The organism is Corynebacterium phoceense (genome assembly GCF_900092335.1).
Taxonomy (GTDB): domain Bacteria; phylum Actinomycetota; class Actinomycetes; order Mycobacteriales; family Mycobacteriaceae; genus Corynebacterium; species Corynebacterium phoceense.
Genome location: NZ_LT596208.1, coordinates 793,554 through 810,185, shown reverse-complemented (window position 1 = coordinate 810,185; position 16,632 = coordinate 793,554). Strand labels below are relative to the sequence as shown.

The 16,632-nt window shown below is 56.6% G+C and carries 12 protein-coding genes; 4 read left to right on the top strand and 8 right to left on the bottom strand.

What is annotated here, in order from left to right; translation table 11 throughout:
* Nucleotides 1–29 precede the first annotated feature (29 nt).
* The 5 genes from BN9444_RS13590 to leuC all read right to left on the bottom strand — a co-directional run bounded on the left by BN9444_RS13590 (nucleotide 30) and on the right by leuC (nucleotide 5,609).
* A complete protein-coding gene (locus BN9444_RS13590) occupies nucleotides 30–1,115 on the bottom strand; it encodes a SagB/ThcOx family dehydrogenase (RefSeq protein WP_082750238.1) in 1,086 nt (361 codons plus the stop codon).
* Nucleotides 1,102–2,118 carry an ATP-grasp domain-containing protein gene (locus BN9444_RS14275; RefSeq protein WP_141681525.1) on the bottom strand — a complete coding sequence of 339 codons (1,017 nt, stop codon included), beginning with the start codon at nucleotides 2,116–2,118 and terminating at the stop codon, nucleotides 1,102–1,104. The genes BN9444_RS13590 and BN9444_RS14275 overlap by 14 nt, the downstream gene beginning before the upstream one ends.
* 71 nt (nucleotides 2,119–2,189) lie before the next feature.
* Nucleotides 2,190–2,327 (bottom strand): hypothetical protein, encoded by a 138-nt coding sequence (locus BN9444_RS14525; protein WP_154666909.1) that lies wholly within the window; start codon nucleotides 2,325–2,327, stop codon nucleotides 2,190–2,192.
* Nucleotides 2,328–3,579: 1,252 nt separating this feature from the next.
* On the bottom strand, nucleotides 3,580–4,164 hold the full coding sequence (gene leuD, locus BN9444_RS07920) for a 3-isopropylmalate dehydratase small subunit (RefSeq protein ID WP_066484628.1): 585 nt from the start codon (nucleotides 4,162–4,164) through the stop codon (nucleotides 3,580–3,582).
* Nucleotides 4,165–4,178: 14 nt separating this feature from the next.
* Nucleotides 4,179–5,609 (bottom strand): 3-isopropylmalate dehydratase large subunit, encoded by a 1,431-nt coding sequence (gene leuC, locus BN9444_RS07915; protein WP_066484630.1) that lies wholly within the window; start codon nucleotides 5,607–5,609, stop codon nucleotides 4,179–4,181.
* A gap of 50 nt (nucleotides 5,610–5,659) precedes the next feature.
* Between leuC and BN9444_RS07910 the strand changes: the two genes are divergently transcribed.
* Nucleotides 5,660–6,343 carry an IclR family transcriptional regulator gene (locus tag BN9444_RS07910; RefSeq protein WP_066484643.1) on the top strand — a complete coding sequence of 228 codons (684 nt, stop codon included), beginning with the start codon at nucleotides 5,660–5,662 and terminating at the stop codon, nucleotides 6,341–6,343.
* A gap of 6 nt (nucleotides 6,344–6,349) precedes the next feature.
* Here the strand turns inward: BN9444_RS07910 and BN9444_RS07905 are convergent, their stop codons facing one another.
* Both BN9444_RS07905 and BN9444_RS07900 read right to left on the bottom strand, forming a co-directional pair.
* Nucleotides 6,350–6,922, bottom strand: a complete 573-nt coding sequence (locus BN9444_RS07905) for an HD domain-containing protein (RefSeq protein WP_068801731.1) — start codon at nucleotides 6,920–6,922, stop codon at nucleotides 6,350–6,352.
* Nucleotides 6,923–6,932: 10 nt separating this feature from the next.
* Nucleotides 6,933–7,757 (bottom strand): chymotrypsin family serine protease, encoded by an 825-nt coding sequence (locus tag BN9444_RS07900; RefSeq protein WP_066484654.1) that lies wholly within the window; start codon nucleotides 7,755–7,757, stop codon nucleotides 6,933–6,935.
* A gap of 208 nt (nucleotides 7,758–7,965) precedes the next feature.
* Between BN9444_RS07900 and BN9444_RS07895 the strand changes: the two genes are divergently transcribed.
* Entirely contained in the window at nucleotides 7,966–8,259 is a 294-nt protein-coding gene (locus tag BN9444_RS07895; protein WP_068801730.1) for a hypothetical protein, read from the top strand.
* A gap of 56 nt (nucleotides 8,260–8,315) precedes the next feature.
* Here the strand turns inward: BN9444_RS07895 and BN9444_RS07890 are convergent, their stop codons facing one another.
* Nucleotides 8,316–10,619, bottom strand: a complete 2,304-nt coding sequence (locus tag BN9444_RS07890; RefSeq protein ID WP_141681524.1) for a hypothetical protein — start codon at nucleotides 10,617–10,619, stop codon at nucleotides 8,316–8,318.
* A 100-nt stretch (nucleotides 10,620–10,719) separates the two neighbouring features.
* Between BN9444_RS07890 and BN9444_RS07880 the strand changes: the two genes are divergently transcribed.
* Nucleotides 10,720–13,227 (top strand): PD-(D/E)XK nuclease family protein, encoded by a 2,508-nt coding sequence (locus tag BN9444_RS07880; protein ID WP_068801727.1) that lies wholly within the window; start codon nucleotides 10,720–10,722, stop codon nucleotides 13,225–13,227.
* On the top strand, nucleotides 13,228–16,521 hold the full coding sequence (locus BN9444_RS07875) for a UvrD-helicase domain-containing protein (protein WP_068801726.1): 3,294 nt from the start codon (nucleotides 13,228–13,230) through the stop codon (nucleotides 16,519–16,521). It abuts the gene before it with no gap.
* Nucleotides 16,522–16,632: the final 111 nt, after the last annotated feature.

Here is a 16,632-nt window from a genome sequence, read left to right as displayed (position 1 = left end):
CAATCAGAAGCCGTCACTGCTCTAATTAATCAAACTTTGGAATGAGGTTTTCCCAAGGCAATTATCACACCAAAAACAAACCTCGATGGCTCAATAGAAAGAATCTTCTCTAACCGATCTTCAAGGAATAAGCCAACAGGACGAGTTCTGACTCCGAGGCATTCAGCCATTAGTAGAACCAACTGACTAACATGACCGATGTCTAGCAGAAGCCCCTTCAACGCATTTAGAGACTTATACTTCCATGAAATTAGTTGTGGATCACCAGCTAATATGAGATGCACTGGCGCATCCGTCACCCAATTCTGTCCCGACAATGCCACTTCCCATTCTTCCGGGGTGTCAATTTCGGCTTGAAAAATAAGTTGATCACGTCTTGGATTGTAAAGATAATAGCCGGGTTCAATGTCGATGCCTGGGCCAATCCTCACAAAAACCTCGGTGGAACCTCGACCACCGGCAGATGGAGCGTTCCGAAAAACCGTGCCAAAATGAACATGTTCCCCACCAATCCCGGGAATGTCATGATAGCCCGCGGCGAACCGAAGAATCGTGGACAACTGGCCCCAGCTAAGAACATAAGGGCCGTTGAAAAAACGTTCCGAACGTCGCCGTCTAGAAATTTGAGAAAGAATCTCTTGCTCCCTATTCCCGAAGGGTTCACTCAACGAAACAGCGGGGCCAGTCTCCAAGCTCCACTCGTCTGAAAGTTCCCAACAATGTTTAGGAATGCCAAAATACTCAGCATCTTCGTACAAAGCTGAGTCATGGGCTTGCTTTGAAATCCGCGCCGACCCTGAAGTAACCCTGCTCGCAGCGACGTAGTTCCTCAACAGGTTAGGCAACTGGCCCCAAGAATCCATGACTTTACTCTCGTCAGCAAAACGCTCCGAATTCACTAACACAAGTACATTAAGATTCACCAATTTCTCGTATTTTCTGTACCCAAGCGCTGAATCATCAGGCAGCTTCCCGAGTAAGCGATCCTCTTGATAAGACCGCAGCAAGTCTAAATCCTCAACCGAAATTGGAGTTTGAACTTTATATAATGGGTCATCCCAGATAAAGCCGTCCGAGCGAAGCACCAAAAAACCAAAGTTGCTAGGAATTAACAAGGGCAAACTCCTTTGCTATCCAATGCAAAAACAGCTCCGAGATCACGTTCGCCTCAATCAAACGCTCATAAAAAACCCAATCAAAAAGCACATTGACTTCTAAAAAATAATAGTATCCATCACTAACAACGAAATCGATAGCACAAAGTTCCGTTTTGGTTCGTTCGCAATAGTTTCGTATAAGCGATTCCAATTTTGGATCTAACTCTTCCTCCCGCATCTCGAGGCCCGAATTATCCAACCAAAGGGATCTAGCATCAGCACAGTTCCAAATTGAAATTGCGACCATTTTTTCACCCGCAACAAAGACTCGTAATTCAAACTCGATCTCAAGGTATTCTTGGAGCAGAACTGGTACTTTCTCCAGATTGGCACAGAAACCGTCACCAACAACCTTGGGCATTACTCCCGTCAATTCATGTGAAGGATATTCGACCCAATGCGTTCCGATTGGCTTTGCAATAGCTGCTCCAAGTGGAGTCGAAGGTTGCAACCCAATCCAACTGGATAAGACTTCAAATCCGCATTCCCGTGCTACCCTTAGCTGATTCAGCCGCGTTCGAGCAGTAGTATCACCGTTTATCGAGCGTTCGATCACTTCAGTCAAAGTATCGCCTAGCGCTTCCACCTGATTCTGAACATAAATTCGTTCTAGTTGATCAACCCCCTGCGACACTGGTATCCCCTCTGGTGCAAAGTGCCTACGCCACACCAACCGTGGACGTCCATGGTAACCATTCAATGACATGGTTCCATCCATAAACACCTCCGTTGTAGTAACAGCCTTGACATCATCAGAATTTAACCGCACCATCGGGATTCCCAGTGCGGCCAGAGACAAGGACAGCTGATCGACTTCAGAATCGTCGTGGCGCGTCAAAATAAGAATGTAATCGCCCAATCCCTCTTCACGACAGTCGAACGTATTGCGATACGCCGTTTGAAAGTCGCGAGATTTTCCTGTCAAATTAAGTTTCAAGCCATGGTCAATCAGGTACTGCATACAAACTCCATCCAAAGGGCTGGGCGGGCCCTGAGGGCCCGCCCAGCGTCAGGAAACAAACAAGTAAAAGATTAAAAATCCTTCTTGTGCTCCCACGCGGCATTCTGGATACGGTATTCGTCGACAAAATCCCCCAGCTGAGATTCGGTAGCTGGCTCAACATTTTCCTCAAGAATTTGTTGCGCAATATCAGACATCTGCGGAATCATATTCGTTCCCTCCTTCAATTGACCTTGGCCACTTTTGTGACCCAAGCAACATACTACAGTGAACTGAATCACTTTGGAAGGCTTTTATGATTTATAATCAACAATGAAGTGGCCGCCAACCAGGTCAACCTCAATCTGCACTACTAACCTACCTCCAAAACGGCATAGCTGATAGCCCGGGTTTCGCATAATTGGCTGTGTCCCACCTTTACATTTGAGCTGGTTGTTGCGAGTGTTTAGCGCTTGGTTCCAGTTGCCCGTCGGACAAGCCGGCAACGTCATCAACACTGAAGCCGTGGACATCCAAGACCGAGCGGACTTGGCGAATTGTCTTCGATGAGCATCTCAGTCGCGCAGAGATTGCGGCGTAAGTTTACTCGTGTAAAAGCGCGAGCATGATCGCGCGGTAATCCGTTGACATCAACGGACCCCTTTCGTGGTCGATGCGGACGCCCCGTACTCACTGGGACGCCCGTCGACTACAAGAAAATCACCCCCGCTGCAGTCCCCGCAGCGCATGCTTTCCGATCACCGGAATCATACTTTCCATCTAAGCCGCCAGACACTACATAGACGCGGTTCAGCTCGTTTGGGCTGTGTCAAGTTTTGTGGACGGGAAACTCGTTAATTTAGTGTTTATGCCACTTGGGCGACTGGTGTTTCGGTGTTGAGGCCGGACAGCGCACCGAACTCGGCGACTACGACATGTGCCAACACCTGGCAAGCGCCACACATGGCGCCAACGAGTAGTCGATCGGATTAGAGGCCCGGCAGCTGGCCCCGACGAGGCCAGCTGCCCGGCCCTACCGCCTAGTCGGAATCCAGCCCTACCACCGTTCCACAACACCCCTACCAACAAGCCACGCTCAGCACCACTGGGCTATGCGGGGATATTACCTATCTTCGCACCAGCCAGGGCTGAATGGAGATACGCGACAGGATTCTCATGGACTACCTGCAAAGACTGTTCACACAGAGTTTTTGCGTCTACATGGCACGCACACTGTATGCTGAGCTAGCCCGGGTTTGATGGAGGGCACGAAGTAACGGAAGGATGTTTCCTATGCCGGCGGGACCCGATGTTGAGCGTAATACAACGCGACCAGCCAGCAGGAACAATTCAAGGACCTGGCCCCGATGCAATATCGGAACCAGTCCCTTGCAAAGACCCAAACCATTTAGAATTAACCCAGTCAGGAAAACGGGGCGCAGTTCATGACCGTCCTCTATATTACGCGACGGCGGGCGGTGTCTAGTGCACCGCCGGCTTGAACGCCGGGCGCGTGGCCTCGTAGTCAGTGATCGCCTGCTCGTCGCGCAAGGTCAATCCGATGTCGTCGAGGCCCTCCATGAGACGCCAGCGGACGTAATCATCCACTTCGAAGGTGTAGACGTTGCCGCCCACGGTGACGGTGCGGGCCTCGAGGTCGACGGTGACCTCGGTGTCGCCGGCCTCCAGCTGCTTCCAGATAAGCTCGATGTCTTCCTGGCTCATGATACCGGTGAGCAGGCCGGCCTTGCCGGAGTTGCCGCGGAAGATGTCCGCGAAGCGCGGCGAGAACACGGCCTTGAAGCCGTAGTCGTTGAGTGCCCAGACGGCGTGCTCACGCGAGGACCCGGTACCAAAGTCCGGGCCAGCGAAGAGCACGGAGCCGTGCTTGAAGGGTTCCTGGTTGAGGATGAAGTTCTCGTCCTTTCGCCAGTTCGCGAAGAGGCCATCGTCGAAGCCGCTGCGCGTGACGCGCTTGAGGTAGACAGCCGGGATGATCTGGTCCGTGTCGACGTCGGAGTAGCGCAGCGGGACGCCGGTGCCGGTGTGGGTAACGAACTTTTCCATGATGCTTTCTCCTTTTAGTTGGCGGCGGGCAAATCAGCGGGCGAGGACAGGTGCCCGGTCACGGCGGTCGCGGCAGCAACAAGCGGCGAGACGAGGTGCGTGCGGCCGCCCGGGCCCTGGCGGCCTTCGAAGTTACGGTTCGACGTGGACGCGGAGCGCTCGCCTGGCTTGAGCTGGTCCGGGTTCATACCCAGGCACATCGAACAGCCGGCGGTGCGCCACTCGGCGCCGAAGTCGCGGAAGATCCGATCGAGACCTTCCTCCTCCGCCTGCTTCATGACAAGCGCGGAGGACGGGACGACCAGCATGCGGGTGTTCGGAGCGATGTGACGGCCCTTGAGCACGCCAGCGGCTGCGCGGAGGTCCTCAATACGGGCGTTGGTGCAGGAGCCCAGGAAGACCGTGTCGATCTTGATGTCACGCAGCGGCGTACCCGGCTCCAGATCCATGTACGTGAGCGCCTTCTCGAGGGCGGCCTTGGCGTTGTCGTCGGGTGCGGACGCCGGGTCCGGGACGGCATCGGCAAGCGGGGCACCCTGGCCGGGGTTCGTGCCCCAGGTGACGAACGGCGTCAAAGAGGAACCGTCGATGTGGACGACGGTGTCAAACTCCGCGCCCTCGTCCGTGGGCAGGGTTTTCCAGTACTCGACGGCGGCGTCCCAGTCGGCGCCCTGCGGGGCGAACTCGCGGCCCTTGACATAATCGAAGGTCGTCTCGTCTGGAGCGACCATGCCGGCACGGGCGCCAGCCTCGATCGACATGTTGCAGATGGTCATGCGGGCTTCCATGGACAGCTTGCGAATGGCCTCGCCGCGGTACTCGATGATGTGCCCCTGGCCACCGCCGGTGCCGATCTTGGCGATGATCGCCAGGATGAGGTCCTTGGCGGAAACCCCCTCGGCCAACTCGCCGGAAACCTCGATGGCCATCGTCTTAAACGGCTTGAGTGACAGCGTCTGCGTGGCCATGACGTGCTCGACCTCGGAGGTGCCGATACCCATGGCGATGGAACCGAAGGCACCGTGCGTCGAGGTGTGCGAGTCGCCGCACACGATGGTCATGCCCGGCTGGGTGATGCCCAGCTGCGGTCCCACAGTGTGGACAATTCCCTGCTGCTCGTCGCCCATCGAGTGGAGGCGCACGCCGAACTCTTCACAGTTCTTGCGCAGCGTGGAGACCTGCGTACGGGAGGTCTCGTCCTTGATTTCGAGCACGTTGCCCGTCTTAATCCCAATGGTCGGGACGTTGTGGTCCTCGGTGGCCAGGTGAAGCTCGGGGTGGCGCATCTTTCGACCGGCCATGCGCAGGCCGTCGAAGGCCTGAGGGCTGGTTACCTCGTGCAGGAGCTGGAAGTCGATATAGATGAGATCCGGTGCGCCGTTCTCACCCTTGGTCACGATATGATCGCGCCATACCTTCTCTGCGAGCGTCAGCTTTTCCGACATTTCAATCACTCCACTTGAAATCTCATTAATTGGGACGTAAATTTCACTATATGGGAGAGTATAGCGCAGTTTCTGGAATTAAGGTATTGGATCGAGCAGTGGCCATCATGATGGCCGCCACCAATCGCCCCTCATCGCTCAGCGACCTGTGTGAAGAGACCGGCCTGCCCCGCGCCACCGCACACCGTTTGGCCACCGCACTGGAGGCGCACCGTATTTTGACGCGCACCGCAGACGGGCACTGGACCGCCGGCCCCGCCCTGCCCGGTAACCGCGACCACCTCATCGAGGCAGCTACCCCCATCATGGAGCAGCTGCTCGAAACCACCGGTGAATCCATCCAGCTGTATCAGCACACCGGCGATACACGTACGTGCATTGCGTCCAAGGAACCCTCGCACGGCCTCCACAACGTCGTGCCGGTCGGCCGCCAGCTGCCACTGAACTCCGGTTCCGCGGCGCGCATTATCGCGGCGTTTGAGGACATTGAGATTCCCGATGCCCTCTATAGCCAAGCCGACGTCGATAAGGCCCGCGAGCTTGGCTACTCCGAGTCCATCGAGGAACGCGAGGCCGGCCTCGCCTCCATCTCCGCGCCCGTCCTCAACGCCGCGGGCACGCTCATGGCCGTGCTCTCCATCTCCGGCTCGGCCGAGCGCTTCCGCCCCTCCCCTGCGGATAAATACGCCACCTTGCTTTCCGATGCCGCCCAGCGGCTCGGCGCGCTGCTCTAACGGTGTTTAGAGCGCGGCGAGCCGCGCCACCTTCGCGCGATACTCCACGAGCAAGGGCAGCTCCGGTGCGCGCTGCTCGACAACCTCGAGCACCGCGCGGTACCACCACTGCTGGCGCTCCTTACCCGAGTTGAAGCGCGGCCACAGCTCGTCCCCAAGGACCTCATGGTCAGCAAGGATGGAGCTCAAGTTATGCAGCTTGTCGCACGCCGACACGACAACCGACTCATACGAGGCCTCACGCAAGTGCGCAAGGTACGCATCCGAGCGCTCCTGCCAGTCCCCCAGCGTGTCATCCTTCGTCACGCCCAGCACAATGTCGAGCACCCGCGGGCCGAAGTCCGCCTCCATCTGCTGCGCGGTGTACTTCTCGGGCACATCCTCCAACGTGTCGTGGAGCAAACATGCGATGAGCACGTCTTCCTCTACGTCTGCCGAAAGGCCCTGTTTGCTCGCCAGGTACATGACGCCAAAAAGATGCGAGGCGTACGGAATATCCGTCGCCTTGCGGTAGTGCCCATCGTGGACACGCGTGGCAACGTTGAGCGCCCGCATAAGACGTGGGGTGAGAATCTCCATGCAGCCCGCCTTAAATCGTCACGCCAGTAATGCCAAGCGTTGCCATGAGGCCACGGAAGTCCGCCGGGCTGAAACCGCCCATGATGAGCGCGAGGATAGCCTCCGCCGGCTCGAGGTACGCGCGGAAGTAGAGCGCCGGAACGTCGAGGATCGTGTTGGCCCGGCGCACGAGGTCAGGCTTGCGCGGCACGTAGCCCTGCGGCAGCCCGGCGCGCTCCTGCGGCGACGGGAAGTACGCAATGTCTTCGTACGCACGACGCTTGCCGCCCTGGATAAACGTCGCGGTACCCGAGTAGATACCCACCACACCCGGCTGACCCTTCACGTACGCGCCCGCGCCAGAGTCACCATGCTGTTTGAAGAGCTCCGTCGACGAGTAAATTCCCGCCGTCTGCATGGGGCGCCGCACGACCGTGCCGCAGTTCTCCGGCGAGTTGCGACCAGTAACGCAAATGCCGTTGCCATCCGCTGGCTTGAATCCGATACCGTCACCCGAGACCGGGTTGCCACCAGAGACCGTGCCCGCCGCAAACTGTATATAGGCAATATCCTGGCCGGTCGCACCCTCCTCACGGAAGTAGCGCAGCGTACCGATGTGCGAGCCATACTCGTTGTAGACAGCCTGGCCGTTGACACCACAGTGGGCGGCCGTCCACGCACGGTTGCCTTCGACGTAGCCGATGGTGCACGTCGTGCCTTCGGAGGTTTGAACGATGTGGCCCTGCGTGGCAATAGCGGGCGCCGCAGCGTTGGCGAGCGGCGCGACCCCTAGCGTGCCGACGAGAACAGCAGCAGCGGAGACGGACAGGGTCTTGAGGCGACGAGAAATCTTCACCCCTGTGACCCTAGTGCATGGCCTACACATGGTCTCGCTGTCACCCCCACCTGAACTGTGACAAACGCCACACTTAATCTCGCTCCCCCGCAATTGAAAACGGAATGAAAATGGGGTTTACTGAAAGCGTAATGAAAACACGCAGGCAGGGCGCCCACCTTTCCTGCCCCAACGCCGCTTCGGCGCACCAAAGATAAGGAGTCACGTCATGACTCATGCAGTTCACGAAGCTCACACCCACACCCACGGCGCTGGCTGCGGCCACGTTGCTTTCCAGCACGGCGACCACACCGACTACGCCCACGAGGGCCACATCCACCGCCTGCACGAGGGTCACTGGGACGAGTGCGAGACCTCCGAGCACGTCGCCGCTGAGGACCACGCTGGCCACGTCCACGGCGAGGGCTGCGGCCACGTCGCCATCCCCCACGGCGACCACGTCGACTACATCCACGATGGCCACCGCCACGCCGCACACGGCGACCACTACGACGAGCACTAATCCTCGAGCAAACACGGCCTTGTCCCACCATGAGGTGGAACAAGGCCTTTTTGTCGTTACTTGGACTTGTCGAGAGGCTCCGAGTCTGCCAGATCTGATTTGGCGTGAGACTTCATCCATGTTCGGATTGCCCAAAAGGCGATCAGTGCCACAACCACGACTACTGTCAACACGAACTTGCCTCCATCAGACCAGCCAGGAATCATGTCGAACAGCGCAGGAAAGGCCAGAATCGCCGCGACAAATGCCAACGATTGGTTCAAGGTCTCGTTAGCCTTACTTCGCTCCTCGGATTCACGTCGATATTTCTTCTCCTCTTCTTCTTTCGCCTCTTCACGGGCTAAACGTTCAGCCTCACGTTCTTGTTCCCGAGCTTCGCGTTCATCCTCTCGTCGCTTATCGTCTTCGATTTCTCTTTGCTTCGCAGCTGCATCGCGTTGCTTGGCTTCCTCATCTCGGTCAGCCTGCAGACGTCCCATCTCACCTTCAATTTGCAGACGCAGGGTTTGGAAACGGGTCGTGTACACCTCTTTGCGAATATCAAGCTCACCGGCGATATCGTCATACAGATGACGCGCTCCCGTTGAATCCTGAATTGCGTTGAGCACCCGTGTGTACAATTCACGTCCTGGGACTGTTTCAAACCACAGCTGATCACGGAAGACAACAAAATCGCGTTGGATGTCTTGGAATCGGTCCAATTGCCGCTGCAATTTGTCACTCGCGCCGCGTAGTTGTTGCAGATTCATTGTTTCTGTATGCACGCCATCGAGTCCCTCGAACTTCATCTCACGAAGTCGGTTACTGATGGACGAAAGATACTTTGCAGCTCTCGCCACTAAAAGCGCCAGATCCATAAAACGAGTTCCCGTAATCATCCACAATGCCGGGTCCTCTCTGGAAATTGCACTGCGACGCACAACTGCAATTCCTTCAGGAGAGGAATGAATATTCCAGTTCTTATAGAGTCCAATCCTGCCGAACTTTTCCGGCGCAACCTCGAGTGCGGGAAGTCCGATATGGTAGCTGTCGGCACCACGCGCCAACTGCCAACCCCACAAATCGGATGGCAGCCAACGATGTCCGTTTTCTAACGCATCACGTTCGCACATTTCTCGCCGAATATCTTCGCGTTGATGCGCCGGCAAATCTTCATCAGTTTCCGGAGCCCCTCCTAGCAACATCGGAACTTCCGCAATATCGCGACCAGGAATGGCGCATACGGTCGTAAATCGAGCAACTTTATCGCCGCTACGCTGTCGCCTATCAGACTCTTCTTGTAATAACTCTAATTCCTTATCCTTCGCGTCCGTTACTTCCTTGAACCGCCACTTATCCCTGCGAAGGTATCCTCCTTTTTCCATCTTCAGTCCGCGCTCTGCGGCAGGCAAAACTGACAACGTAAGATCAAAAAAGTAATTCAACAGATTGATCGAATAAGTCTGCTCCGAATCATTATCATGAGTCCCGCGCACAACATGCATCTTCTTATTCTCAGGAATGACTAACCGTTTGGCGTCTGATTTCACAATATTGACGCGGTTTCGTACCTTTGCGATCGACTGTGAGGCCTTTTCGAGCATTGCGGCCGAGCAATTCTCGACCACCAAGTGCAGAATTAGGAAGGTCGTGGCGGTATTCTCAGAGCTTGAGTCATGCGAGACATGATGTTCAGGATCTTGAAAAGTAACGAGCTCGGAGCACAAGAGACGTGCTTGGCTGTAAGGGTGCGCTTCGTCATCATCAAGCCGGATAATATCCAGCCCCTCCCCCTGCGCTGGCTCACTTCCCCAGACGGATTCCAATGAGTCTTCCGGTTCTGAGGAAGGATGCTCAATACGAGCCTGCGGCGCAAAATCCGGGATCCAACCTTCTTCGTCTAGTCGCGTAATATCCGGAGCAAACTTGTACTTATAGGCATCAACACGCAGAGCCCTCGCATTTTCATCGTCGATCCGGTGGCCTGCCGCCGGGCCATCAACGACATTCGCTCCCACCGAGTCACGGAACGGCGCCTGAAATTGATGTCCTGCTTGCTTATGGAATGAGTGCGGCGCGTATTTGTAATATGTTTCTGAACGAAATACCTCGTTGTCGCGAAGCTTTGGGCGCTCAAGGTGCGCACCATGCTGGGACTCTCGGCCAATTTCAATTCGCTTGATTCCGTTGAATCTTCCCTGAAACCAATCATCGCCAAGATCTTGGTCAACGACATAGGGCAATGGCAGCGCCACCGAGAAATGAACCGCACGCCAATCTGGAGCTTGGGTAGCTGAATAGCAATCAGGCAAATTCAATGAAGCACCAAAGAGTCCAAAATGCAGTCTCGAGTTGGTTCCGGCGCGCAAGCTTGTAGTCATGTTCGTTAGCCTATCGCCAACGCCTTATCCTTGCTGGGTTAGAAAGAAAATTCTTGCAATTTAAACTGCACAAAACTCAGAACGCACTTACCATGCCATTATGAAGATCACATTCGGATTCGGCTTGGACGGGGCGGCCTGGACACCCTCCTCAGGTCTCGGGGAATTGACCGTAGGGCCCGCGGGATTAGCCCGCGTGTTAGCCACGCGCTTAGGCGTGACGATACCGGTTCTGGACAAACCGGAACGCATCATCGCCTATCGCGACCGCTTAGCTGAGCTTCTCAAGCACGATCAAGCGTGGCTTCGTCCGTCCTTCGAAGTTGATGCATGGGCAGTGGCCAACCAACTGCTTACCTGGCGTGACGAACTCGTCACTGCAGGTATTGACCCGCGTGATCTCGCCGATGGCATCTCACAACGAGTCGATGCGCTCAAGGCCGCTGAACGTCCCATGCCCATCGCCGGCGAAGCTGATCTCATTCCTGCCGTCGCGCGTGCTTTGGGCAAGAATCCGGGGCTTAAACTCGGCATTGAACGCATCGTGCTGCGCGACAAGCTCGACGCTTTGCCCCCAGTGTGGAAATCCATTCTGAGATCACTTGGCGACATCGTTGTTGAGGAACCAGAGCAAAGCGAAACACTCGCCTCGAAGGTTTTCGTTACCGCACAAAACGACTTCGAAGCTGCGGACGTCATCGTGAGCGAACTGCGCAAGGAACGTGCTGCTGGCGTGGTGCCGCAGCTACTAGTCACTGCAGACACGCCCTTCCTTGATGCTGAACTGCTGCGTGCTGGCTTCGCACCAGTAGGCAAGTCCTCAAATCGAGGTGGTGCCCAAGCTCTTTCCGCGTTCGTAACTGCAGCGACGACCGCTGGCGCGGTCCCCGAGATCATCGACCTACTGCTCATGCGTATCGACGGGCATGCGCTATTTAACGCCGACGCAAGTAAAGCACTTCTAAAGGCGCTCGGCCGCGACTACGGCTATAGCGTCGACCATTGGAACAAAGCCCTAGCCGAGCTCGAGGGCGAGGCAAGGGCAGTAGCTAAAGGCATCGACAGATACCTTGCGCTTCGCACACCCGTGGATGAAATCAATATCGATACATTGCGCGAAGCCCTCATGTGGTTTGCGCAGAATGCTCATGGCGAAGCACTCAGTACTGCAGCCAAACAGCTGGAAAAAATGCTGTCTCATTACTCCGCCATTTCGAAGCGGGAACTCGAGCATCTCGTCGACGCGGTCTCTCGGCGAGTAGGCTCCTGGAGCATTCGACCAGCCGCAAGTCACGACTTCGAGGTCATTGGCGATCCCGCGCATATTCGTTCCGGCGCGACCGTTTTGTGGTGGGGAGCGCTCGCGGATAATGCCTCTGGAATTGACACCTGGTCTCAGAAAGAGCATGAAGGATTCGACGGCCGAGTGCTGTCGCTAAAAGACATCACTCGACTTCGAACCAGCGGGCAGTTAAAGGCGCTGCGCAGTGCGCGCTCACTCGTGGCTGTCGTTCAAAAGCAAGTAGTCGGAGAAAAAGGCACTCGCCCACATCAGCTCCTAGCGCAGCTCGTCGCCAAAGAGGTCGCGGCAGGCAAGAGCTTCGACGAACGCTTTAAAAGCGCTTCGCCCCTCCTTGAGGGCGCACTCGCCCCTGTTGAGAAGCAGCTCTGGCCCTCACAGCCAGATCTCACCCAGGTGAACTTTGTCCCCGGGACTCAGCTACTTCCTACTCACATGTCCTACTCGCAATTGGCGACGTTGCTGGCACGCCCGTTGGAGTGGATCTTGGCGAAGCCTCTCGGAATTTCCGAGGGCCGTCGTCGCGGGCCATCAACAGGCAATGCCATGGTCGGCACCATGTTCCACAGGGCCTTGGAGCTGCTTCAAACCATAGACCACAATACGTGGACCGAGGATTCAGTTTCTGCGGCTCTTGAACGCGCGATTGGTGAAGTCGCTGTGGAACTCAACGCACCCGGCCAGGCTTCCCGTCGACAAGAACTCCACGCCCTCGGTGTGCTTTCGATCCTCTCGTTCCGCGACAAGCTCGTTGAGAAAGGCTGGAAGTTCGACGCGGCCGAAGCCAAGTTCTCCATCCCGCTCGACGTCACCGTGGAAGGCGTGCCGGGAGGAAAGTGGACTATCGAGTCTTTCAATGGTTCGCGTGACATCGACGTGAGTGATTCGAAAACGGGACGTCGCTCGGTCCTCGACGCAAAGTACACGACGTCTAAGAATAAGTTCGAAGACGTCGTTAAGAAGAACGAAGCATTGCAGCTTGCGATTTATGCATGGTCAGTGGGATTCGCCAACGTTGACTTCACTGGATATTGGGAATTCCGCAAACACATCGTCATCGATGGCAAAGATAAGGAAACCACTGAGGCGCTCTATAACCGTGCGCTCCTTCTTTTGTCTAAACGACTCACCGACATCGCTGCGGGGTCCGTGGTTGATGAGGCACATCAAAGACTCAGGGACCCCGAAACCAAGCTCGATAAATTGACCGCGGAAGTACGGGCTGAACTAGGCGAAGAGTTCTTCTTCCCTGATGAAGTCACCTACCGCGACTATGACGTTTTGACTGGATTGAAGGGAAACTACTAAATGAGCACGGGCAATTACTCCCATTACACTCTCGTCCAGGCGAGCGCTGGTTCGGGAAAAACTTTCCGCATCACTGAGGACCTGGCTCAGGCCATCGACGAGGGCAAGGATCCATCACGCATCATCGCGACGACCTTTACGAAGGACGCCGCCGCCGAATTGGCTGGCCGCATCAGCGTCAAGCTCGTCGAGAAGGGAAAAGTGGTCGCTGCGCAAGAAATCGACTCGGCTCTCGTCGGCACTGTCAACTCGATCACTGATGCTCTCGTGCGTCGGTTCGCACTGCACAATGAAATCTCGCCGGAGCTTGCTGTGCTAAGTGAGAATGCCGAAAAACTAGCATTTGACACTGCATGCGACGAAGTACTCGCAGCATACTGGGAAGCCCATCGTGACCTGATCAAGCGTGTAGGTTATGCGGGACGCCGCACTGTTCATGGGGGCCTCACTGAGGGTCAAGGTGTGTGGACTGACTCCGTGAAGAAGCTCTCACAAGCACTACGCGCTAACGCCGTCGATGTCAACGATCGAAACGACCTCGAGGAACACATATCCAAGTCCCAACAGGCCTTCGCCGATAACTTCGACTTAGGAAATGAGACAGGTGATATTGAGGAGATTGTTGGCCGTGCGAAGGAAGCTTATGACTCCCTCATGGAGGTCATCAACGACGATTCGACCGAAGAAAAATGGCTAGGTGACGAAAAGCTAAGAAAAACTAGCGTCACATCGCTCAAAAAGAATCATGCGAAACGCACAAAGATCTACCAGCGGCTAAGTGCCAACCCCGCTGCCGTCAGCTGGGGCGAAGCACTCAAGCTCACCGCTGGTGAACTAGTCGGCGGTCCTAAAGTGACTGGACCGATTACCACCACGTTCGCAGACGAATTTCCCGCCGGCATGGGAGAAATCACGAAGCTCCAAACCTTCCGTGATGACACTTTCGATATCATCCGCATCGCCTTTGAAGCCGCACGAGACTGCGTGAATGCCTATACCGAGGCTAAGCGAGAGGCGGGTCTCATTGACTTTACGGACCAGGAAGCACGCGCACTTAAGCTACTTCAAGATCCCCATGGCGAAGCGAGCGAATGGATTCGCGAGTCCTTCGATGTCATGGTCGTAGACGAGTTCCAGGACACGAGCCCGCTCCAGTTAGCAATCTTCCTTAAGATTGGCGCACTCGTTGGTGACGTGCGTTGGGTTGGTGACCCGAAACAGTCCATCTACGGGTTCCGCGGCGCCGATCCAATTCTCATGCAGACTGCCGCACACGCCATTGAAGAAGGCGGTGGACAACAAGACTCTCTTTCAATGTCATGGCGCAGTTCCGGTATTCCACTTAAGCTCTCCAACGAATATTTCTCACGTGCCTTTGCTGATCAAACGAATGTAACGCTCAAGATCGATGAGGCCCGTCGCGAGCGGCGCCGCAATATCGACCACGAAGGCCGTATCTCCGTGTGGAGAAACGCAAATGCGGAAGCCAAGGTCGGTCTCCAACTCACTGTACCCATCGTCAAAGGCATTCAGGAGCTGCACGCTGAAAATCCCAAGCAGTCTATTGCTGTCCTGGTGCGTAGCAACGCAGACGCCGAGAAAGTCCTCGCCGAACTCCGCCAGGCAGGTATTCCTGCAACTGGCAAAGACGTGTCGGTCGACGAGGAAGTCGAAGCGATGCTGCTCGTTGCTGGTCTGCGCTACTGCTCCGATGGGTCGGACAGAGCTTCGCTCTTTGAGCTCATCACACTCATGCCAGAGCATGCTGCGCACGCAACGTGGTTTAAAGAACTCGCCTCCGCTCCAGACAGGAAGACTCGTACGGAGCTGAAGAACTCCTGGGCGGACGATCCTTCGCTCGCCGCAGTCAATGAGATTGCACGGCACATCGGGCAGCTCACGCCGTCGCGCGCGATTACGGAGCTCATCGACGCGCTGGATCTGCGTGCGCGAATCGCCAGCTCGCCATCTCCAGCTGGCCGCTACGACACGCTACTGGGGTTCCTTGAGCAAGCAACAATATATGAATCAGACCGCGAGGGAATTGGCAAGGCAGCCACAGTATCCGACTTCTTACGCAACTTTGACGCGGAGCAGCGTCTAACCAACGGCAAGGGCGTTGTCGCACGTTCCAGCCAAGAAGCCGGAAGCGTCTTTGTCACTACGATGCACGGCGCCAAGGGATTGGGCTGGCACACCGTTATCTTGGGATTGAAGAAGAGCAATGACAAGCTTCCTCCCGATGTGTGGACGGAACCTACCGACAGCGGCGCCTTTACGCTGGAGGCGCCCTTGGAGGGCCGTCACGTTATGTTCTGGCCCTACACCCTCACTGCTCAGAAGGCGTCGAAGGAGCACTTCCTCAAGACACCACTGATGAAGAAAAGGGAGGAGCGCACCGCAGAGGAAAACAAACGACTCGCCTACGTTGCCCTCACTCGTTCCAAAGAACACACCGTTTTCGTAGCCACTGAGAAACGGCTGGATAGCCATGATCCTCTCGATAAGAACAATGTTGTGCTGTCGACTAACGATGCAGAGGGCACCATCGCCATTTCTTCGGCGACGACCGAGCCGGTCACCCTACCCGCGGATTTCCGCACCTATAGCGAAGACGACGAGTCCGGCGCACCGGTAAGCAATGAGCAGCAGCGCTTGCTCCCCGAGTGGCGCGGCGAGTCCACGCGCACGGCCGAGCGCAAGGCGGCCCGCTTCGCGGCATCGCTGGTGACCTCGGCGGGCTGGGAGGACCGAGCGGATACCGCGGTGGTCGCAACGCTGGGTGCACGTCTGGTCGAGCACGGCGAGATGGACTGGAACAAGGTCGGCGACGCCATCCACACCTACCTCGGCACGAGTTACACCGCGCTCGACGAGGCGGCGCAGCTCGCGCACGCTGAGGCCATCTTGGGCCGCTGGGGGGTGAGCGCCATTGAGGCCAAAGACTTGGTCGAGGCCGGTCGGCGCTGGGATGCGTGGCTCACGGAAAACTACCCGGATGCGCCGCGGCTCACCGAGGTACCCATGCGCTACCTCGCGGACGGCCAGGTCGCCGAGGGCTGGATCGATATGCTCCTCGACACCGGAGACGACACGGTCGTGCTCATCGACCACAAGTCCAACCCGGGCAACCAGAAACCGGCGGAGTTCGTGAAGAAGCACTACCTGGGCCAGATGGCGACGTATCGCGCCGCTCTCGAGGCAGCGGGAAAGCGCTGCGACCGCATCCTCATTCACCTGCCGCTCGCTGGCGCCATCGTGGAGGTCGCCTTCCGCGACGAGCCGAGCGCTTAGCGGCGCCCACGGCCCCGCCTTCGTCCCCACGGCGAAGGCGGGCGTTGTCGTTTTAGCGTCGCCGCACGACCGCAAACATCATACCCACCGCGATGAGGAGGCCGATTTCGA